The 19670-nt window shown below is 45.0% G+C and carries 17 protein-coding genes, 1 pseudogene and 1 riboswitch; of the genes and pseudogenes, 6 read left to right on the top strand and 12 right to left on the bottom strand.

The features are described from left to right. Nucleotides 1-245 precede the first annotated feature (245 nt). The 4 genes from DWZ38_RS02735 to DWZ38_RS22650 form a co-directional block, all read right to left on the bottom strand. On the bottom strand, nucleotides 246-614 hold the full coding sequence (locus tag DWZ38_RS02735) for a hypothetical protein (RefSeq protein WP_021926632.1): 369 nt from the start codon (nucleotides 612-614) through the stop codon (nucleotides 246-248). 132 nt (nucleotides 615-746) lie between these two features. Continuing rightward, nucleotides 747-3521 (bottom strand): transporter substrate-binding domain-containing protein, encoded by a 2775-nt coding sequence (locus DWZ38_RS02730; protein ID WP_178105252.1) that lies wholly within the window; start codon nucleotides 3519-3521, stop codon nucleotides 747-749. 84 nt (nucleotides 3522-3605) lie between these two features. Then, a complete protein-coding gene (locus DWZ38_RS02725) occupies nucleotides 3606-3866 on the bottom strand; it encodes a response regulator (RefSeq protein ID WP_117849764.1) in 261 nt (86 codons plus the stop codon). Beyond that, nucleotides 3842-4084 (bottom strand): hypothetical protein, encoded by a 243-nt coding sequence (locus tag DWZ38_RS22650; RefSeq protein ID WP_021926635.1) that lies wholly within the window; start codon nucleotides 4082-4084, stop codon nucleotides 3842-3844. Before DWZ38_RS22650 ends, DWZ38_RS02725 begins: the two co-directional genes overlap by 25 nt. 391 nt (nucleotides 4085-4475) lie before the next feature. Next, nucleotides 4476-4551, bottom strand: a riboswitch (cyclic di-GMP riboswitch). An 88-nt stretch (nucleotides 4552-4639) separates the two neighbouring features. Here DWZ38_RS22650 and DWZ38_RS23250 point away from each other — a divergent pair. Further along, nucleotides 4640-4753: pseudogene (locus DWZ38_RS23250) on the top strand (DUF6783 domain-containing protein); the annotation flags it as partial. Nucleotides 4754-4968: 215 nt separating this feature from the next. Here the strand turns inward: DWZ38_RS23250 and DWZ38_RS02710 are convergent. The 4 genes from DWZ38_RS02710 to DWZ38_RS02695 all read right to left on the bottom strand — a co-directional run bounded on the left by DWZ38_RS02710 (nucleotide 4969) and on the right by DWZ38_RS02695 (nucleotide 8724). Then, nucleotides 4969-6300, bottom strand: a complete 1332-nt coding sequence (locus DWZ38_RS02710; protein WP_117849762.1) for a threonine/serine exporter family protein — start codon at nucleotides 6298-6300, stop codon at nucleotides 4969-4971. Nucleotides 6301-6327: 27 nt separating this feature from the next. Next, nucleotides 6328-7134 (bottom strand): DUF4866 domain-containing protein, encoded by an 807-nt coding sequence (locus DWZ38_RS02705; protein ID WP_117849759.1) that lies wholly within the window; start codon nucleotides 7132-7134, stop codon nucleotides 6328-6330. Nucleotides 7135-7300: 166 nt separating this feature from the next. Then, nucleotides 7301-7774, bottom strand: a complete 474-nt coding sequence (locus DWZ38_RS02700; RefSeq protein ID WP_117849756.1) for a DUF2284 domain-containing protein — start codon at nucleotides 7772-7774, stop codon at nucleotides 7301-7303. 56 nt (nucleotides 7775-7830) lie between these two features. Next, on the bottom strand, nucleotides 7831-8724 hold the full coding sequence (locus DWZ38_RS02695; RefSeq protein WP_117849752.1) for a LysR family transcriptional regulator: 894 nt from the start codon (nucleotides 8722-8724) through the stop codon (nucleotides 7831-7833). Nucleotides 8725-8900: 176 nt separating this feature from the next. On the opposite strand from DWZ38_RS02695, the gene DWZ38_RS02690 reads away from it, so the two are divergent. From DWZ38_RS02690 to DWZ38_RS02680, 3 genes are read left to right on the top strand one after another with little or no spacing between them, the layout of a single operon-like run. Then, nucleotides 8901-10202, top strand: a complete 1302-nt coding sequence (locus tag DWZ38_RS02690; RefSeq protein WP_117849750.1) for an adenylosuccinate synthase — start codon at nucleotides 8901-8903, stop codon at nucleotides 10200-10202. Then, on the top strand, nucleotides 10199-11140 hold the full coding sequence (gene pyrB / locus DWZ38_RS02685) for an aspartate carbamoyltransferase (protein WP_117849748.1): 942 nt from the start codon (nucleotides 10199-10201) through the stop codon (nucleotides 11138-11140). Before DWZ38_RS02690 ends, pyrB begins: the two co-directional genes overlap by 4 nt. Then, nucleotides 11140-11565, top strand: coding sequence for an aspartate carbamoyltransferase regulatory subunit (locus tag DWZ38_RS02680; protein WP_117849746.1), 426 nt, complete (start codon nucleotides 11140-11142; stop codon nucleotides 11563-11565). Before pyrB ends, DWZ38_RS02680 begins: the two co-directional genes overlap by 1 nt. Nucleotides 11566-11650: 85 nt before the next feature. Here DWZ38_RS02680 and DWZ38_RS22645 read toward each other — a convergent pair whose 3' ends face one another. After that, nucleotides 11651-11809, bottom strand: a complete 159-nt coding sequence (locus tag DWZ38_RS22645) for an MmcQ/YjbR family DNA-binding protein (RefSeq protein WP_330385697.1) — start codon at nucleotides 11807-11809, stop codon at nucleotides 11651-11653. A gap of 580 nt (nucleotides 11810-12389) precedes the next feature. Here DWZ38_RS22645 and abc-f point away from each other — a divergent pair. Continuing rightward, nucleotides 12390-14303: a ribosomal protection-like ABC-F family protein gene (gene abc-f, locus DWZ38_RS02670; RefSeq protein ID WP_117849743.1), complete on the top strand. Its 1914-nt coding sequence runs from the start codon at nucleotides 12390-12392 to the stop codon at nucleotides 14301-14303. A gap of 79 nt (nucleotides 14304-14382) precedes the next feature. Here the strand turns inward: abc-f and DWZ38_RS02665 are convergent, their stop codons facing one another. From DWZ38_RS02665 to DWZ38_RS02655, 3 genes are all read right to left on the bottom strand, one after another. Continuing rightward, nucleotides 14383-15588: an NADP-dependent isocitrate dehydrogenase gene (locus tag DWZ38_RS02665; RefSeq protein ID WP_117849741.1), complete on the bottom strand. Its 1206-nt coding sequence runs from the start codon at nucleotides 15586-15588 to the stop codon at nucleotides 14383-14385. Nucleotides 15589-15825: 237 nt separating this feature from the next. Then, complete coding sequence (locus tag DWZ38_RS02660) at nucleotides 15826-17217, bottom strand: hypothetical protein (RefSeq protein ID WP_021924538.1); 1392 nt, start codon at nucleotides 17215-17217, stop codon at nucleotides 15826-15828. Nucleotides 17218-17374: 157 nt separating this feature from the next. Next, nucleotides 17375-18214: a S8 family peptidase gene (locus DWZ38_RS02655; protein WP_243000148.1), complete on the bottom strand. Its 840-nt coding sequence runs from the start codon at nucleotides 18212-18214 to the stop codon at nucleotides 17375-17377. Between the two features lie 160 nt (nucleotides 18215-18374). On the opposite strand from DWZ38_RS02655, the gene DWZ38_RS02650 reads away from it, so the two are divergent. Then, on the top strand, nucleotides 18375-19658 hold the full coding sequence (locus DWZ38_RS02650) for a chloride channel protein (RefSeq protein ID WP_117849738.1): 1284 nt from the start codon (nucleotides 18375-18377) through the stop codon (nucleotides 19656-19658). Nucleotides 19659-19670: the final 12 nt, after the last annotated feature.

Raw genomic sequence — 19670 nt, 5'->3', positions numbered from 1 at the left:
CTCCTTGTTCCCGCTGCCTATACTTTTCCGCGATACACTACGTCAATTATACCGAAATGTTATTTTCTTGTCAATCAAAGTTGTGCAAAATCACAAAACTTTTTGACCACGCAGCACATAATGGTTCCAGCTGCCTTAATGGTCACTGCTTTGTAAGTATCATGCTTTGTATCCCGGTAAAGAACCATGTCCATGCACTCTATCTGTCTGTACCTCTGGGATATCGTATGTGGCAGAAAAAAGAGTCAAAGCTGAAACTGGCTGCTTCTATGGTACGGCGTCTCCAATGCCTTTGTAAGCTCTTCATCCCGTTTTTGGCTATAATGAAGTGCATTTGACAATTCTTCATTCTTCTGCAACAGCATCATCTGCTGCTTTACCCGGTTAAGATCCTCTGTATCACCAGATGCATAACGCATAATTTTCTCACAGATATAATCCTCAAACATCTGCTCATCCGACTCTGGGAAAATGTTTTCACCACTACGCAGCTTCGTATCCTGATGAAGCTTTATGCATTTTCCTGTATCTTCAAAATCAATATACAGAATTTCTATATAATGATTTTTAAGAGCTTTTTCATATATTGCAGACTGAACTGCTTTCTCTAACAACTGAATTTCTCCTACTTTTTTCAATATATTTTATTACTATCGCAACTAAATGATCGAAATCGTCCACTTTTTAGTACCAAATATTCAAGCTCCATTCCATGTGAAATTTTCAATCCATTTTTAACACCTGAATCATCGTTCTATATATTTTGTGATGACAGATATCAGAATCTCCATATCAACTGGCTTGGCCACATGATCATTCATCCCGGCTTTCAAAGCAGCCTGTACATCCTCTGCAAATGCATTTGCCGTCATTGCAATAATAGGTATTTTCTTTCCGTCCGGACGGTCCGGCAGATTTCGGATGGCTTTTGTCGATTCATATCCATTCATTTCCGGCATCATAATATCCATCAAGATCAGATCAAAAGTCCCGGGAGCTGTATTGCAAAACTGTGTCAGAGCAGATTTGCCATCTACAGTCCTGGTTACAACCATCCCTTTTTCTTCCAATAAAACTACTGCTATCTCCGCATTTAAATCATTGTCCTCTGCCAAAAGAACATGCAAACCCTGTAAATCCATATCTTTCCTTAAATTTTCTTCCTTTTCAGTCAATACCTGTTCTGCTATAAGCAGGGGGATTTCTACCGTAAAGGTTGAGCCAATACCTTGTCTGCTGCTGACTTCAATTTTCCCACCCATAAGATTTACATACTGTTTGGCAATGGCCATTCCCAGTCCGGTTCCCTTATAACTGGTTCTTGCTCCATCATTTTCCTGACTGAACTCATCAAATATTCTTGCCTGGAATTCCTCACTCATACCAATTCCGGTATCCGATATACGATAGCGCACGATTATATGGTGCTCATCATTACCCAGACTGTTTTCTGCAATAAATGAAATAGTGCCTCCGTCTTTTGTAAATTTGACTGCATTGCTGATAATGTTGAGCAATACTTCCCTGATTCTGAGTTCATCTGCCATCACATAGGGGTTTTTAAGTTCTTCTCCTGAAACATAAAAATTAAGGTCACGGTTTTCCATATATCCCCTTGCAATCGACAAAACAGTATTTATCATATCCCTGAGATCTACCGGTACTGGTTTATATTCCAGTTTACCACTTTCAATGCGGCTGATATCCAACACATCGTTGATCAGTGTCATCAGATATTCGGAACTCTGCCTGATCTTTTTCAGACAATTCTCCACTTCTTCGTCCGGCTTCCTCTTCAGGGCAATATCTGTAAATCCGACAATTGCATTCATTGGTGTCCTGATGTCATGGGACATATGGTTCAGGAATGTTGTTTTTGCAATATTCGCCGCATTTGCATTCTGTGCTTCTTTCAACGCTTCCATCTGTTTTTGCCTGCTTACGGAAAGGAAATAGACCAGTAGAAGCAGTACAAAAATAATCACAAATGAAATTCCGATCGCAAAGTCGGCATACTCTGCAAGGACATCCTGCAAGGTCATTTTCTTTTCTGAAACGGAATTCTGCGCAAGGACAACGCCATTTAAAATATTGGATGACTGCTCAATTGCTTTATTGATAATGGTAGCTGCTCTTCTGTTTCCTCTCGTTGTAAACATCGCTAATTCCTGCCGTTTTGCCATTTCTGCAAATGACAGACTTTTGGTCAGTGGACTTTCATTAAGAAGATTGATTTTTGAAGAGGGAATAACCGTTGCTCCTACTTTTCCCTTTGCTACTGCCTCCAGGCATTCCTCTTGTGTGTCATATTGTTTGATCTCTGCATCTGGAAAAAGAAGGGACACCATCAATTCCGAATACAGTGAGGTCTCTGTCGCTGCGATTGCAGAGAGACTGCTGCTATAGTCTTTCCCCTGGTAAATAACAACCGGCGTAATATCAAAGATTACATCCGTCAAAACCACCTGAAACTGTTCCTGCATATAAAGATCCTGAATGATAGGACCGGCAATATCTATTTCACCAGATTGCAATGCCTCGTTCATCTGCACTCCCGTGGAACAGGGAACTGCCTTGATCGTGATTTCATATTTTTCCTGGACAGTGTCCAAAACGGTTCCAAGGATTCCTGTCAGTTTCCCATTTTCTTCACCGCAAAAAGGAAGATTATCCTTTAGATATCCCACACGGATTGTATTCTCATGTGCATCCAGCCATTGTTTTTCTTCCTTGTTGAGTGCATAATTTATGACCGCTTTTCCTTCATAACGGGCATACAGCTTACTGCTGTAGTCCGTTTCTGTGTTGTTGATTTCTTCCAGGGCAGAATTTAATTCCTTTAACAGATCTGGTCTGGATTTTGATACACCAAAATAACAGTCACTTGCCCCGATATTGACAATGGCAATAAAATCGCTGTTGACAGACAGTGCCGGAATCACAAGAGCCTCCAGTTCATCTGCATCCAGTTTTTCTATCATTTCATCATAGCCTTTACAGGCAACAACCTCTGCCTGGATCTGATTGCTGTCCAGCCATTTTTCCAGAAGTTCTTTCTGATAGCTTCCATCTGCAACACCGATACGGCAGCCATTTATCTGCTTTAGATCACCATCCGTAAGGTCCGCATGGTCCTCCCTGGTATAGATCCAGTATCGTTCCGTTAGCTCCTCATAAGAAGAAAAATTGATAGCTTCTGCTCTTTCCTGTGTATAACTGACATTTCCAAGTATATCTATTTCTCCAGCTTCCAGCATATCCAGGCACTCTTTAAAGGAAGCATAGACATATTCATACTTCCAGCCGGTTATATAAGAAATTTTCTGAAGATACTCATAGCCTGCTCCCTGCTTGTGTTCCCCGGAACCGCCTTCCTGAAAATTGGAATATGGAAAATACCCGACTCTCACGGTTTTATTTTCTTCTTCCATTGCCTGAGTTGTTTCCCCGTCACTTTTTATCTCCGACGCATAAACAGAAGCTGATACAAAAAGCAGCATAATAATTGCAAAAATGCTCAAACATAATCTTTTATTCTTATTTTTTCCTATCTTTTTATTTATTCTTTTCATCTTTATTATCCTGCTGTTGTTCTTCCCAGTCTGTCAGTTTTTCTGTTTATTCAATACAGAAAGAATGGCCGCTCTCAGTTTCTCAATATCAATGGGTTTCGCTATATGTTCATTCATGCCCGCATCAAATGCTCTTTTTTTGTCTTCCTCAAAAGCATTTGCTGTCATGGCAATGATCGGGATCTCTGCCTTCTTTTTATCATTTAAATGCCGGATACACTGGGTTGCCTGATAGCCATCCATGTTTGGCATCTGGATATCCATAAGTATCAGATCATAAGTTCCCGATGACATTTTGCGACAGCTTCTGCTTTTCTTGCCTTTCTTAAAAGTACGAGTATATTTGTAAGTGGAACACTCTTGAAGTCTTGATCGTTATCATATATCAGTGCCTGAAGCATTTCATCATAATCATTGCAGTCCTGTATCTTAAATTTCAGTGTCTGATTCCCCAGACAGTCTTTGGCATAAGAGATATATTCTGCCAGCATACCCGTAAGTTTTTCTTTCACCCAGGATTTTTCTCCGCCTGTAAGACTCCGATTATACTCAAGCGTAAAGTACTTCTTATACAGATCTGCCTTAAAAAAAGGACTCTTTATTTATTGCAAAATATATGCCCGATTTGCCAATAGTAGTAACCGAAGATATTCCCTATTCAGACCAGATGGATTCCTCCAGAGATACAAAAGCATCCATCTCATGACTTCGCAGTTTATCTGGGAAGTCTTTTAGTCATGTCTAAATTTAAAAGCACCTACTTTTCATCTTAAGAATTCTGCGTTGCAGGATTCTTACCGCTTTTTAATCAGGATTGCGAACTTGTTTCGCAATTACCTATCATGTACTATTAATAATTCATGTTATAATAAAAGCACTGCCAAACAGACAGTGCACCTCACTTTATGCAACTGGCTACCATTTTACAGGTCCTGTAGCTTTGCGTCCCAAATTTTCATCTGGTTTGCCGATTTCCTTATTATAGCTTTTAAAATTATACAAAAAACTGATTTTATTATACCCCCTTACTCCGCTTTGCACAAGGAAAACATCCGGACTACGTAGGCCGAATTCGGGTGAAATATACCGCAAAGTGGGGCGTGCAGATTGCAGGAATGATTTTTCAAACCCTTAGAACTTCTTTCTGTTTTTCTGTCAGATTCTCCGAATTACCTTCCTGAAAAAACTGTGATAATCTGTATTTACTGATATCACGCTTTTCACATAAAGATGTTATTTTATCCGCAATATACTTCTCTATCATATTCATAAGCGTCCCTAAGCGGTTTTCGCCTTTTTTTCGCCGTTTTCTTCAGCATAGGAAATCATACTTAACATATCAGCCACCTCCTTTTGCCGGACCGGTTTAGCAGCTTGCACCTGTTTGCAATTCAAGTCAGGTACAATACCGAAACGCCTTATCTGTCAAAATCCTTGCAAAGATCAGTCCCAGCGGAAGTGCTGCAATGATCAGAAGCGCAGCTGCAAACCAGGATGCGGAAAGGGATAAGGACATGATTCCAAGGTTATAAAATCCACGGTATAAATAAAGCCCCGGTACCATGATCACAATAGAAGGCACTGTCACGGAAATCCTTGGATAGCCCACCTTATTTTTCAGAAGGGAGGCCAGAAGCCCAGCTGTCAGAGCTCCGATAAATGCGGCCACTGCCGGAGGTAAGGTGGCGAGATCCACAAGCTCCAGCCGCAGGGTATTTGCAATTGCACCAAGTACTGCCGTAGAACAGGCAAGCCTTACCGGACTGTTAAACATGATGGAGAAACCTAACACGCCGAAAAAGCTTGCAATAAGCCGTGTGAGAATCCACATTGCAGCAGACATATGGATCTTTATAAAATCCACCGGCTGTAAGTGAAGAAGCATGGCCATGATCCAGGCAGACATAGTGGCTACCAGGACAATAATCAGTGCATAAGTAAGCCTTTCCATACCAGAACGCATATCCAGCTTTGCCAGGTCGATTCCGCTGGTAATAAAGGGGAAGCCAGGGATGATAAAAAGCATGGCACAGATATATCCTGCTTCATGCTGAATGGAAATCCCAAACAGGATTTCCCCTAATTTTAATAATCCTGCATATACAAAGCATGCCAGGGAGACAGATGTAACAATACCCAGAAACAAAGTAAAATGATGCTTGGTCAGCTTGCAGCGAAGGAAATTTCCAAGTCCTGCTCCAATAAAAGCACAAAACATCTCTACTGGTCCTCCGCCTAAAAGAAAGGTAAATCCACAGCATGCAATGGCGGCAGCCAGTCCCAGGGCTGCCGGGGAATAAAGGCCATGGATCCTTTCAATCTCATCCAGATAGCTGTGAAGCTCTTCCCCGGACATGTTTTTTCCCTCTGTTTCAAAGTTACGGATAAAATGCTCCAGCCGGTTCAGCTTTGACGTATTCACCCCTGTATTGGTAAGGCATAAAGACTGGGTAAAGCCGTTTTCCCCGTCAAAACAGGTGTACTCAATGGACATCAGTCCGATATCTGCGGTACAGGTAATTCCCATTGCTTCGGCCAGGGCATTCATGGAGCTTCGGACCCTCCAGGCTCCAGTCCCACAGGATAAAAACATGATCCCCACACGTCCGATAATGGAAGCCTTTTCGGTGATGCTTGCATTTATAACGGGGGTATTTTGGCCATTTGCATCGGTGTATTCATGCCACTCCACGTCCATATGATTTTTTCTGACCATCTCTGGCTGCATAAGCCCACTTCCTTCCGAAAAGTCCCTTTATAATTTCAGGCTGTCATTTCCTGCAAGTTCCATCATCCGCTCCCTGCAGGCAAGGACGATCCCGTCAATTTCCTCCATATGCTGGAGCATTTTCTTTTCAAATTCATGGATGGGAAGCAAAACGCCAAGTTCATCAAAGGGTTTCTCTGGATTTTCTTTTTTTACGCCGGTCTCCTGTCCATAAAAAACCACTGCACGGGGTGCTGCCTGCTGGATCTCCTGGAAAGTCTTCCATACAACCGCATAGGCCTGCGCCTCTGTAAGCCCCAGCTTGCAGGTATCCGGAAGTGCATAGAGGATTAAAATCCCACGCTGGCGCTCTTCTTTTTCCTCTTTAATTTCCAGCCCATCCGTGTAAGAGCGTACAATGTCATATCCATCTGCCAGGTAAAGTCTGGATCTTGGTACACATTCATGCCGGTCAAAGGTTTCCTTAAATTTTCCATAGTCATGGGCGGAAACCATCTTTCCAGCATCTTTAAGAAGCTCTCCTTCCACATTGGTAAGAAGGACCGGATTCTCTCCTGCCTTTCCGTGGAATTTTCTTGGGATCAGATAGGCTTCGCGGAGCAGATCAAACATACTTTTTCCGCACAATTCCAGAAGAAGGGCACTTACATCCCCGTTCTGGTAAGCGTGAAAGAGTACCTGCAAAAAGTGGTCCGGATCCTCATCCACCAGCATATGTTCATCATCCAGATACTGGTAAAACACTTCACGAAGTCTTCTTGATGCCTCCGGGGAAGCCAGGATTTTGGAAAAAATATCTTCTACAGCATGTTCTCTTGGTAAAACTGTTTTCATACTAAAACGCCTCTTTTTCTGTTTGGATCATGATGAGAGCTGTACTTATCTCTTTTCAGGAGGGATTATAGCATTGTTATAGTCATACCGCAATAGAATGAAAGTTTTCTCTTTCATATCATATTTTTATGTCTGCCATATCATTGACCGTTGTATGTGTTTTCCATTACAAGTTTCCATGAAATAAAATTTGTGAAAAATACCGTATCTTATCATCGGTCCCCCAGCAGATCATTCCCACCGCATCTGCCATTTCCTGGGCATCAACACAGTAGGCGGACATGCAGGAATGGTGCCTGTAAGGACCAGCGGACATGATTAGCAGGTCTGTATTTCCAGATTCCATTATTTTAGAGGCCAGCTGTTCGGTGAGTTTATTGTGCGCAAGCTTCGCCATTTTGTAGTCCATATCCTTGTTTTGTATCGTCTGGAGAATAAGCGCTTTTTCATAGGCGAATACCCTTTGTTTCATAGATTCTACTGTTCCGCATTCAGGTGGACAGGCGGGATTCACGTTGTAACATCCACACTGATTTTCTTCACAAAACTTTCGATATTCCGGTTTGAACACAAGTTTTTGTGTATCCATGATTGCCGCATTTGAAAACCCAAGTTTTTTTGCTTCTTTGATGTAATCCATAGGATACCTCCTCCAAGTTTTTTACAACTCACTAAAATTTTCTCCATACGCTGGTTTTAAACCCGCCCAGCTACAATTGTGTTTTTTAATTCCCTTGCCGCAGCGCCCATAGGATGCTGGCTGTCATACACCAGACAGATCTGACGCTCCGGGATTTCGTCTTTTAGTGGGATCTGTACGATTTCTTTTTTCAGAAGGGATGGGGCTGCCATTGGCTGGGGCAAAAAGGCAAGGCCAAGTTCACATTTTACCAGCGGCAGGATCTGGTCCGCAGTGGCGGCTTCCGTATCCGGGGAAAGATCCAGGCCATGGGATAAAAATACACTGTTGTAAAATTTATAGGTCATAGTTTCCCGTCCAAGAGAAATCAGCGGATAGTTCTTTACCTCCCGAAGGGAAAGCTCCTGGCTTCCAAGGGCGGTAAACGTGGTACCGCCAACCAGGATCTCCTGGAAGGGCATGAGCATGATCTGTTTCAACGGGGAATCCACCTCTGCCGGAGTGGAAACTACTGCAAAATCGATCTTTCCACTTTTTACGGATTCAATGGCTTCCGGGGTAGAATGGTTATAAAGCTTCAGCCGGATTCCCGGATAAGTCATATGGAAGTTTTTTAATTTGTCTAACAGAAAAATATTCAGGGCAGTTTCACTGGCGCCAATGGCTACACTTCCGTGGGAAAGCCCGGAGCTGTCCGCCAGCTCCTCTTCTGCAGCCTGGAACTGCTCCATTGCACCAAGCACATGGGTATAAAGCCGTTCTCCTTCCGGGGTAAGCTGTACCCCACGGTTAGTACGGATAAATAAAGTGGTATTCAGCTGCTGTTCCAGACAGTTCATGGCCCGGGTGATGTTAGGCTGGCTGTTGTTTAAAGCCTGGGCTGCCTTGGTAAAGTTGTGGTATTTTGCCACATAATAAAAAATTTTGTAATATTCGAAATTTACGTCCATAATATTTTTCCTTTTCTTTTGACATATCATATGTTTATTCCAACTATATCAATTATAGTTTTTACTTATTCCTGCGTCAAGCGTATTATGTACCCGAATAAAAAAGAACACTGTGACGGGGCCAAAAGCTGTTCATTGTAATATGGCAGCCCGGACAGTTTTCAAAGGAGGAACAAATGCTTACAGCAGTAACCGGTATTAACTGGGGCGATGAAGGAAAAGGACGTGTGATCGATCTTTTAGCGGAGCAGGCAGATGTGGTCGTCCGCTACCAGGGCGGCAACAACGCAGGTCACACAGTGGTCACCGACCAGGGTAAATTTGTCTTAAATCTTCTCCCATCTGGTATCTTACATCCAGGTGTGGTATGTGTCCTCGGGGACGGAATGGTAGTCGATCTGGAACATCTTTCCCGGGAAATCCATGAAATAGAGAAAAAAGGAATCCGGGTTACACCGGATCATCTGAAGCTTTCAAAGCGTGCCACGATCTCCATGCCATGGCACAAGGTACAGGATGAGTTAGAAGAAAACCGGCTGGCAAAAACCGACAGCGCCTTTGGCTCTACCCGCCGTGGAATCGCCTATGCCTACAGTGACAAGTACCGTAAGAAAACCCTTCGTCTTGGGGATCTGCTGCATTTAAAAGAGGATTCCGTAAAAGCCAGATTAAAAACCATGCTGGAGGCAAAGAACCTGGAGCTTGCAGGCTGCTACCATCAGGAGCCCATGTCCTACCCTGCACTTCTTACCTGGTGTGAGGAACAGGCTGAACTCTTTGGTCCCTATATTGCAGACACGGGTGAGTTTCTGGAACAGGCACTGTCAGAGGACAAAAAGGTAGTGCTGGAAGCCCAGCTTGGCGCCATGAGGGATATTGATTATGGTATTTTCCCCTATACCTCAAGTTCCTCTACCATTTCTGCCTATGGCCCTATCGGTGCCGGAATTCCAGGAAAATCCCTGGATCATGTGGTGGGCGTTTTAAAAGCATATTCTACCTGTGTTGGTGCCGGTCCCTTTGTAGCAGAAAAAGCAATGTCCGATGCCTGGGAAGAAGAGCTTCGAAAAGCGGGCGGCGAATATGGTGCTGCCACAGGCCGTCCCCGCAGGGTTGGGCCCTTTGATGCCGTAGCCAGCCGTTATGGATTAAAATGCCAGAATGCAGATATAATTGCACTGACCAAAATGGATGTGTTAAGTTCCATGAAAGAGATTCCTGTGATTACAGGCTACAAACAGGATGGAGTTATAGTAATGGACTTTGATCCTATGGAGGAACTGGAAAGTTATACGCCGGTAATAGAAATGCTCCCGGGCTGGGATTGCGATATTTCCAGCTGCCGGACTTATGATGAGCTTCCGGAGAAGGCCAAATCCTACATCCGTATTCTGGAACAGCTTTTGAACCATGAGATCCAGTTTATTTCCGTCGGAGCCAGACGGGATCAGTTTTTAACAAAAGGAGCCTGGTTATGAGACATTTGATCGATCCACTTGATTTTACCCTTGAAGAAACTACAAAAGTTCTGGATTTGGCAGACCGCATTGCAGAAAATCCGGAAGTGTACAGCCATGTGGCAGATGGGAAAAAGATTGCCACTCTTTTTTATGAGCCAAGTACCAGAACCCGTCTTTCCTTTGAATCTGCCATGCTAAGCCTTGGCGGAAAAGCCCTTGGCTTTGCCGGGGCTGAACAGTCCAGTGCCACAAAAGGAGAAACGGTAGCGGATACCGCTCGGGTGGTAAGCTGCTATGCAGATATCATTGCAATGCGCCATCCCAAGGAAGGTGCACCCCTTCGCGCATCCATGTACGCCACAGTACCTGTTATCAATGCCGGTGATGGAGGACATAACCATCCTACCCAGACACTGATTGATCTTATGACCATCCGCCAGAGAAAAGGGCATCTGGATCATTTAACAGTAGGCTTTTGCGGTGACCTGAAATTTGGACGAACCGTGCATTCCCTGGTAAACAGCCTGGTACGTCATCCTGGAAATGAGTTCTACTTCATCTCCCCGGAGGAGCTTAAGATTCCGGATTACGTAGTTGAAGAAACGTTAAAGCCAAACCAGTCTTTTTACAAAGAAGTCACCAGTCTGGAGGAAACCCTTCCAAAGCTGGACGTGCTCTATATGACAAGGGTTCAAAAAGAGCGTTTCTTTAACGAGGAAGATTATGTCCGGTTAAAGGATACCTATATTTTGAACCAGGAAAAGTTAAATCTGGCACAGCCGGATATGCCGGTTCTCCATCCTCTCCCAAGGGTGGACGAAATTGCCACAGACGTGGACCAGGATCCAAGAGCCGCTTATTTTGACCAGGTGCAGAACGGAAAATATATCCGTATGGCATTGATCATGGCTCTGCTTGAAGTCCCGGATCCGCTGACAGGAAGGACGGTGCTGTAATGTTAAAGATTGAATCTATCCAAAACGGAATTGTGATCGACCATATCCCGGCTGGAAAAGGAATGGATATTTACAAGCTCCTGGAACTGGACTCCCAGAAGCAGTCCGTTGCTCTTCTGCAGTCGGTAAGAAGTGAAAAATATGGCTGTAAAGATCTGATTAAAATAGAAGGACTTACAGAGCCTAAGCGTCTTGAAGTCCTTGGTTACTTAAATGAGGGTGTCACATTGATCGTGATCTGTGATGGAAAGGTGGTAAAAAAATACCACCCTGTTCCGCCAAGAACCTTAAAAAATGTAATCAAATGCAAAAATCCCCGCTGCATTACCAGTACGGAAGCAAACTGTGAGCACATCTTTAAATTGTCCTCCAGTGGAAAATACAGATGTATTTACTGCAACCAGGAAGCTTCCCTCTTAAGATAGAAACTACCAAACCCTCCCTTGTATGTCGCTTAAGAGGAAAATACCCTTTAGGTTTATTTCTATTCCTAAAGGGTATTTAAAAAAATTATTTTCTTCCCGTATCAGTTAAATCATAACTCATATCTAAAAAATCCAGCGTTTTACCATCTCCAACAGAGCAATCTAATATCACAGATATCCAATGCGCCTTATTCATGTGGTACCCTGGCATAATCCCATAGGTTTGCGCGATAAACTGTGTCAAAGAAAAGCATTTAGATTTTCCATAATTAATGTCTCCCTATAAAAACAGGTGGAAATTCTTCAATTTCTAATTCTATAAAGGGCAATCCTAAACAGACCTACCTATCTTCAGTACATACAATTATTGCTAATATTATATTTCTAAATGTGCTTATATTTTGTGTAACTTTTTGTTTATACAAATTTTCATCGCTTAAAGCTAATTTTCTCATAGATAACTTTTTGCCTATCACATAAACTTCATGTGTAATTTAGAAAAAAGGACAAAAAAAGAGCATAAAAGCTATCTGATTTTCCGTTACTGTACCAATTACTACACCAATTTAACATCAAAATACGATATTTTACGATAAATGGCGATAAGTTTGTAATAAGCAGAAAATGCAGAAATGCTATATTTTTCAGTGCTTTCATGGGATTACTTGTGCAGTCTTACAAATTTTTGCATATTTTTTTGTAATTCGACAATTATTCTTTCAAAAATGCAGGATTTCAAGTATAATATTAAGAATAAGGGTCTGGATGACGGCAGGAATGATTATATCTGCCCACATCCAGCACCTACAGTTAAGGAGGAACTTATGATTTTATCATGTCAGAGCATCTGCAAATCCTTTGGGGAGAAGGTCATTTTGCAGGATGCCTCTTTTCACATAGAAGAACGGGAAAAGGCTGCCCTGATCGGCAATAACGGTGCCGGAAAGACCACTCTCCTTCGCATTATCATGCAGGAGATTTCCGCAGATTCCGGTAATGTGGTTATTGCAAAGGACAAAAAGATCGGCTATCTTGCCCAGTATCAGGACATTCACGGCCATCACACCATCTACGAAGAGCTGTTGACCACCAAGCAGTACATTCTGGATATGGAGGAGAAGATCCGTACCCTTGAGCAGGAAATGAAATATGTGGCCGGAGAAAAGCTGGAGAGCCTTATGAACAGCTATACCCGTCTGACCCATCAGTTCGAGCTGGAGAACGGCTACGCCTACAAAAGCGAGATCGTAGGCGTGCTTAAGGGTCTTGGCTTTGAGGAAGAGGATTACAGCAAGCAGATTGAGAACCTTTCAGGTGGTCAGAAAACCCGTGTGGCTCTTGGCAAGCTTCTGATTTCCAAGCCGGACATCCTGCTTCTGGATGAGCCTACCAACCATCTGGATATGGAGAGCATTGCCTGGCTGGAAACCTATCTTCTCAACTATCCAGGAGCCGTATTTATCGTTTCCCACGACCGTTATTTCCTGGATAAGGTGGTTACCAAAATCGTGGAGATCGAAGCCGGACAGATGCGCATGTACGATGGCAATTATTCCGCCTACGCCCTTAAGAAGGCCATGCTTCGCGATGCCCAGTACAAGGCCTATCTGAACCAGCAGCGTGAAATCAAGCATCAGGAAGCAGTTATCACAAAGCTGCGCTCCTTTAACCGGGAGAAATCCATTAAGCGAGCAGAGAGCCGTGTGAAAATGCTGGATAAGATCCAGAGGATCGAAAAGCCTGTTGAAATTGACAACCAGATGCGCATTTCCCTGGAACCAAGATTTATCAGCGGAAATGATGTGCTTACTGTAGAAGGTCTTTCCAAGGCATTCCCGGGACAGATCCTGTTTACGGATATCAGCTTTGAGATCAAGCGTGGAGAGCGTGTGGCTCTTATTGGAAACAACGGAACTGGCAAGACCACCATTTTGAAGATTCTCAACGGAATCGTGGAGGCTGATGCAGGTCGTTTTGCCCTTGGCTCCAAGGTGCAGATCGGATACTATGATCAGGAGCACCATGTGCTTCATATGGAGAAAACTATTTTCCAGGAGATTTCTGACACCTATCCGACTCTGACTGAGACAGAAATCCGCAATATGCTTGCAGCCTTCCTTTTCACAGGGGATGATGTGTTTAAGCTGATTTCTTCTTTATCCGGTGGCGAGCGTGGTCGTGTTTCCCTTGCCAAGCTTATGCTTTCCGAGGCGAACTTCCTGATCCTGGATGAGCCTACCAACCATCTGGATATTGCTTCCAAGGAGATCCTTGAGGAGGCACTGAACAGCTATACCGGTACGGTGCTGTATGTTTCCCATGACCGTTATTTTATTAACCAGACAGCTACCAGGATCATGGATCTGACCAATCAGGCCATTGTAAATTACATTGGGGATTACGATTACTATCTGGAAAAGAAGGATGAAATGACCCAGATCTATGCTCCTGCACAGGAAACTGCTGCACAAGAGATAAAGGAAGCGGTTTCTGAAACCAAGCTGACCTGGCAACAGCAAAAAGAGGAGCAGGCTCTAAAGCGTAAGCGTGAGAATGAGCTTAAGAAGGTGGAGGCTCGCATTGAGGAGCTGGAAACCAGGGACAAGGAAATTGACGAGACTATGGTTCTTCCGGATGTTTGTACCAATGTAGCCGAATGCACCAAATTAAGCAGGGAAAAAGCGGCAATTGCAGAAGAACTGGAAGGGCTTTATGAGAGATGGGAGGAGCTGGCGTAAAACTGCCAGTCTCCTTTTATACAAAGAAAAGCAGGAGCAGAATTGGAATTCATTTTCCAAAGCTGCTCCTGTTTTCTTTTTACATATTCTCAAGCTTCTCTCTGATTGCCACAATAAATTCGCGGCTGTTGAGAACCTTTACATCCTTTAAGGTAGTAATAAGTGCCAGATCCTTGGTCATCTGACCGCCTTCAATCACGGAAAGGGTTGCCTTCTCAAGCTTATCGGCAAACTCCATAAGCTCCTTGTTATTGTCCAGCTCTCCACGCTTTCTAAGTGCTCCTGTCCACGCAAAGATAGTGGCAACGGAGTTGGTGGAGGTTTCCTCTCCCTTCAGATAACGGTAATAATGTCTCTGAACAGTTCCATGTGCAGCCTCATACTCATAGTAGCCGTCCGGGGAAACCAGAACAGAGGTCATCATGGCAAGGGAACCAAATGCGGAGGAGATCATGTCGCTCATAACATCTCCGTCATAGTTCTTGCATGCCCAGATAAATCCGCCCTCTGCTTTCATAACACGGGCAACTACGTCATCGATCAGGCTGTAGAAGAAAGTGATGCCTGCTGCCTGGAATTTCTCCTTGAACTCTGCCTCGAAGATGTCATGGAAAATCTCTTTAAATCTGCCATCGTAGGTCTTGGAGATGGTATCCTTGCCGCCGAACCACAAATCCTGTTTGGTATCCAGTGCGTAGTTAAAGCAGCATCTTGCAAAGCTTTCAATGGATTTGTCAAGGTTGTGAACGCCCTGGATCACACCCGGAGCGTAAAAGTGATGGATCAGCTCGCTTCTCTCCTCGCCGTCTGCTCCTTTAAATACCAGCATGGCATCTCCTGGCTTGTCGATGTACATTTCTGTGTTCTTGTAAACATCACCGTAAGCGTGACGTGCAATGGTAATTGGCTTCTTCCAGTTCTTGACGCATGGCTCAATGCCCTTTACCACGATGGGTGCACGGAAAACAGTTCCGTCTAAGATAGCACGGATGGTTCCGTTGGGGCTTTTATACATTTTCTTCAGGTCATACTCAGACATTCTGGCCTTGTTGGGGGTGATGGTCGCGCATTTGACTGCTACGCCGTATTTCTTGGTGGCTTCTGCTGCGTCTACGGTAACCTGGTCGTCTGTCTCATTTCTGTATTCCAGTCCAAGATCATAATACTCTGTCTTCAGATCTACAAAAGGAAGAAGAAGCTCATCCTTGATCATCTGCCACAGAATTCTGGTCATCTCATCCCCGTCCATCTCAACAAGAGGGGTCTGCATCTGAATTTTTCCCATTATATCCTCCTAAATATGAAGTGTAATTTAATGATACCAGTGTCAAAAGGTCAAAAAGCCGTTCGTGCTTGCACGATAAGGCGTTTGAACTTGCGACACGCCAAATATGAGAAAGTAGCGATTTACGTAGTAAATCAGCGGATTTCTCATATTTGGAGGATTGCGGGAGCCGCATAGCGGCGGAGCAATCCGGGGTATCAAATGAGTGGCAAAAGCCTTTTTGACACTCATTTCATTTTATTTTAACGTAATTCCAAGGCGTGTGCAAGTCTCTGCCACGATGTTCTCAAGCTCCTCGTCGCAGAGCACGGTCACACGTCCTTCCTCGTACTGTTTGTCTACCCAGGCTTTGATCATCTTCACGAGCTCGCTGTTCTTGTCAACCTTCTGCTCCCCTTTCAGGCGGTAGTGGCTGTCGATCCAGTGGGCGATTCCTGCTGCTCCGGAGGTGTTGGATACGGCGACCTCAACCGGGCGGTTCAGGAATTTCTCAGTGTCAAATACGTTGTAGATTTCCTCGTTTTTCAGAAGACCGTCTGCGTGGATGCCGGCTCTTGTTACGTTGAAGTTCTTGCCTACGAAAGGTGTTCTCTCCGGAATGTGGTAGCCGATCTCTTTCTCATAGTACTCTGCCAGCTCGGTGATCACCGTGGTATCCATGCCGCCAAGGTTTCCGCGAAGCTGTGCATACTCAAATACCATAGCCTCAAGAGGTGTATTTCCGGTACGCTCGCCAATACCAAATAAGGAAGTGTTGACGCCGCAGGCACCGTACAGCCATGCTGTGGTGGAGTTGCTCACTGCCTTGTAGAAATCATTGTGTCCGTGCCACTCGATCAGCTCGGAAGGCACGCCCGCATGAACCATAATACCATAGATAATACCAGGTACGGAACGTGGGATCACGGCACCAGGATAGTTGACGCCGTAGCCCATGGTATCGCAGCAGCGAACCTTAACCGGAATGCCGTACTGCTGGCGAAGCTTCATCAGCTCCAGGCAGAATGGGATGACATAACCGTAGATATCTGCTCTTGTAATGTCCTCCAGGTGGCAGCGCACGGAAACGCCGATTTCCAGGCACTCCTTGACAATGCTTAAATAATGCTCCATGGCCTGCTTACGGGTCATTTTCATCTTATAGAAAATATGATAATCAGAGCAGCTTACCAGGATACCGGTTTCTCTCATACCCATATCGCGGACAAGCTGGAAGTCTTTCTTGTTGGCACGGATCCAGCTGGTAACCTCCGGGAACTCGTAGCCTCTCTCCATACATTTCTCTACTGCATCCCTGTCCTTTTTGCTGTAAAGGAAAAACTCGGAAGCACGGATTCTTCCTTCCGGTCCGCCAAGCTTATGCAGATAATCGTAGATCCTTACGATCTGCTCAGTGCTGTACGGTGCTCTGGACTGCTGTCCATCACGGAATGTGGTGTCTGTGATCCAGATGTCATCTGGCATATGATGCGGTACAACCCTGTCGTTGAACGCAATCTTCGGTACTTCGGAATATGGAAAAAGATTTCGGAATACGTTAGGAGTGGTAACATCCACAAGCGGGTACATATGCTCCTCTAACTGAAGCAGATTAGTGTGGCGGTTCATTGAAACACGTCTGTTTTCCATTGATATTTCCTCCTCGTTGGCTGGAGCCTGACTTTTCTTTTGTAAAAAGCGGCTCTGAAACTATACTTGCTGTCCATTTTACTCAATTAAAGTGATTCAGTCAAGTACTTTTATACTGTAAAGTGATAATTCTTTATCAGGCTCGGTACAATTCTCCTCACATTCCAAGAAAACGGCGGCGGTTAAACCGTCCCCAGCCCTGCTGGTTTCTGGGAAGGCCAAGGTCGTCTGCGCTGTTCATCAGCATGGTTTTGATATCCGTGTTGGTAAGGGCGGGATCCTTTTCCAAGGCGCAGGCGATGGCGCCAGTGACCAGGGGTGTGGACATGGAAGTGCCGCTTTTCACCCCGTAGGAAAACGGCTTGCCTGGGACGCAGGACATGATCCGGTTTCCGGGCGCTACGATATCTGGCTTGCAGACGCACTCTGTGGTAGGCCCTCTTCCGGAGATGGCGCTCCGCCCTTCCAGAAGGTCGCTGGAGCCTACTGTGATCACCTTTTTGCTGCTGCCTGGTGCTGTGATGCTGCCAGGCCTTGGACCCTGGTTGCCCGCCGCGGTGACCACCACCATGCCCTCATCCCAAAGCTGCTCCACGCTTTCCACAAGCCGTACATGATCCTTTTTGGAATTGCAGGTGGTGCCAACGGAAATGTTTACCACCCGAATTCGGTACTGCTGCCGGTACTCCCGGATCCAGCGGATGGCACGCAGCACGTCCTCCTGGCTTCCGTTTCCGTAGCGGTCCAACACCTTCAGGGCAATGATCCCGCATCCCGGTGCCGCTCCCCTGTATTTTCCCATGGACGCAGTGCCATCCCCTGCCGCCAGGCCTGCCACATGAGTGCCGTGCCCGTTGTCGTCATAAGGACGTCTTTTAAAAGAAAGAAAATCATAAAACGCCCAGATCCTGCCTGCAAAATCTATATGCTCATAAATCCCGGTATCCAGGATGCAAACGCCGACTCCTTTTCCCGTATAAAAGGATTTTTCCATCATTTCCCCCAATAAAAAGAAAGCTTATAATAAATTATGTTTGCATTTTCATATCTGCGTCAAATTTATAGACAATTTTTGAAATTCTCAAAAATTTTTGTCGCTTTTTCTGCATACATATAGTATAATGAAATTACTTATAACAAGGGGATGAAAGAGACTTATGGAAAAGAATACACAGACACCGGAGGACAAGCTTCATTATTACTCCAGCGCTATTCGCCGTGACATGGGAAACCTGCTGAAATGGCTGATTCTTGCTGCCATCGTAGGCTATGTGGCAGGGGCATTCAGCACACTGTTTTCCTTTGTGTTAAAGGCAGTTACCAGTTACCGCAAGGCCAATCAGTGTATTTTTTATCTGCTGCCGCTCTCCGGCCTTTGCATTGTATTTCTTTATGACAAGCTTGGCAAGGACGACGGGGGCACCAACCAGGTGCTTTCCACGGTGCGTTCCCAGGACGATGTGCCCTGGCTTTCCGGACCGCTGATCTTTGTTTCCACTGCACTGACCCATCTGACAGGAGGTTCCGCAGGACGTGAAGGCGCAGCCATCCAGCTTGGAGGAAGCATTGCCAATCTTCTGGGACGGTGGATCCATCTGGACGAGGAGGACCGTCATGTGATCGTGATGTGCGGTATGAGCGCCGCATTCTCCGCACTTTTTGGCACGCCTATGGCTGCAGCGGTTTTCTCCATGGAAGTGGTCAGCGTGGGAGTAATGTACTATACGGCGCTGATGCCCTGTATGATCGCGTCTTTGATTGCCTCCCGTTTTGCAGCGGGCATGGGTGTTACACCGGAATCCTTCCATGTGGTGAACATTCCGGCGTTCAATCTGGAAACCGGGCTGAAAATGGGCGTGGCAGCACTGGGATGCGCGGTGATCAGCATTGTATTCTGCATTATTTTAAATGAGACAGCCAGACTATATGGGAAATTTTTCCCAAACAAATACATCCGGGTTGTGGCTGGTGCCGCTCTGGTCATTGTGATCACACTGCTTCTTGGAACAACGGATTACATGGGCGCAGGCGCGGAGCTGATCGAGAAGGCTGTTGAGACCGGAGAGACGGATTACATGGCTTTCTTCTGGAAAATGATCCTTACTGCACTTACTATGCGGGCAGGCTTCCGGGGAGGCGAAATCGTGCCGTCCTTTTGCGTAGGAGCGACCTTTGGATGTATGGCGGGACAGATTGTGGGACTCTCCCCGTCTCTTTGTGCAGCCTGCGGAATGGCGGCTGTATTCTGCGGCGTGACCAACTGCCCTATTACTTCGATTCTGATCGCATTTGAAATGTTTGGATTTAAGGGCGTTTCTTTCTATCTGATCGCAGTGTCCATCAGCTATGCTGCTTCCGGATATTACGGACTGTATAAAGATCAGACTATTGTATATTCTAAGTATAAGGCGAAATATATTAACAAGCACACTAAAATGTAAAATCCGGCACAA

Origin of the sequence: Ruminococcus sp. AF31-8BH, assembly GCF_003460605.1 — a bacterium.
Lineage (GTDB): Bacteria > Bacillota > Clostridia > Lachnospirales > Lachnospiraceae > Blautia_A > Blautia_A acetigignens.
This window is presented reverse-complemented; position numbering and strand designations above follow the sequence as displayed.

Bases quoted from the DNA above. Each gene is read 5' to 3' on its own strand.
- DWZ38_RS02705 (WP_117849759.1), bottom strand. From the start codon at position 7,134: ATGAAAACAGTTTTACCAAGAGAACATGCTGTAGAAGATATTTTTTCC.
- DWZ38_RS02655 (WP_243000148.1), bottom strand. From the start codon at position 18,214: ATGATGGAAAAATCCTTTTATACGGGAAAAGGAGTCGGCGTTTGCATC.
- DWZ38_RS02680 (WP_117849746.1), top strand. From the start codon at position 11,140: ATGTTAAAGATTGAATCTATCCAAAACGGAATTGTGATCGACCATATC.
- DWZ38_RS02665 (WP_117849741.1), bottom strand. From the start codon at position 15,588: ATGGGAAAAATTCAGATGCAGACCCCTCTTGTTGAGATGGACGGGGAT.
- DWZ38_RS02695 (WP_117849752.1), bottom strand. From the start codon at position 8,724: ATGGACGTAAATTTCGAATATTACAAAATTTTTTATTATGTGGCAAAA.
- abc-f (WP_117849743.1), top strand. From the start codon at position 12,390: ATGATTTTATCATGTCAGAGCATCTGCAAATCCTTTGGGGAGAAGGTC.
- pyrB (WP_117849748.1), top strand. From the start codon at position 10,199: ATGAGACATTTGATCGATCCACTTGATTTTACCCTTGAAGAAACTACA.
- DWZ38_RS02725 (WP_117849764.1), bottom strand. From the start codon at position 3,866: ATGTCATCGGGAACTTATGATCTGATACTTATGGATATCCAGATGCCA.
- DWZ38_RS02710 (WP_117849762.1), bottom strand. From the start codon at position 6,300: ATGCAGCCAGAGATGGTCAGAAAAAATCATATGGACGTGGAGTGGCAT.
- DWZ38_RS02700 (WP_117849756.1), bottom strand. From the start codon at position 7,774: ATGGATTACATCAAAGAAGCAAAAAAACTTGGGTTTTCAAATGCGGCA.
- DWZ38_RS02650 (WP_117849738.1), top strand. From the start codon at position 18,375: ATGGAAAAGAATACACAGACACCGGAGGACAAGCTTCATTATTACTCC.
- DWZ38_RS02690 (WP_117849750.1), top strand. From the start codon at position 8,901: ATGCTTACAGCAGTAACCGGTATTAACTGGGGCGATGAAGGAAAAGGA.
- DWZ38_RS02660 (WP_021924538.1), bottom strand. From the start codon at position 17,217: ATGGAAAACAGACGTGTTTCAATGAACCGCCACACTAATCTGCTTCAG.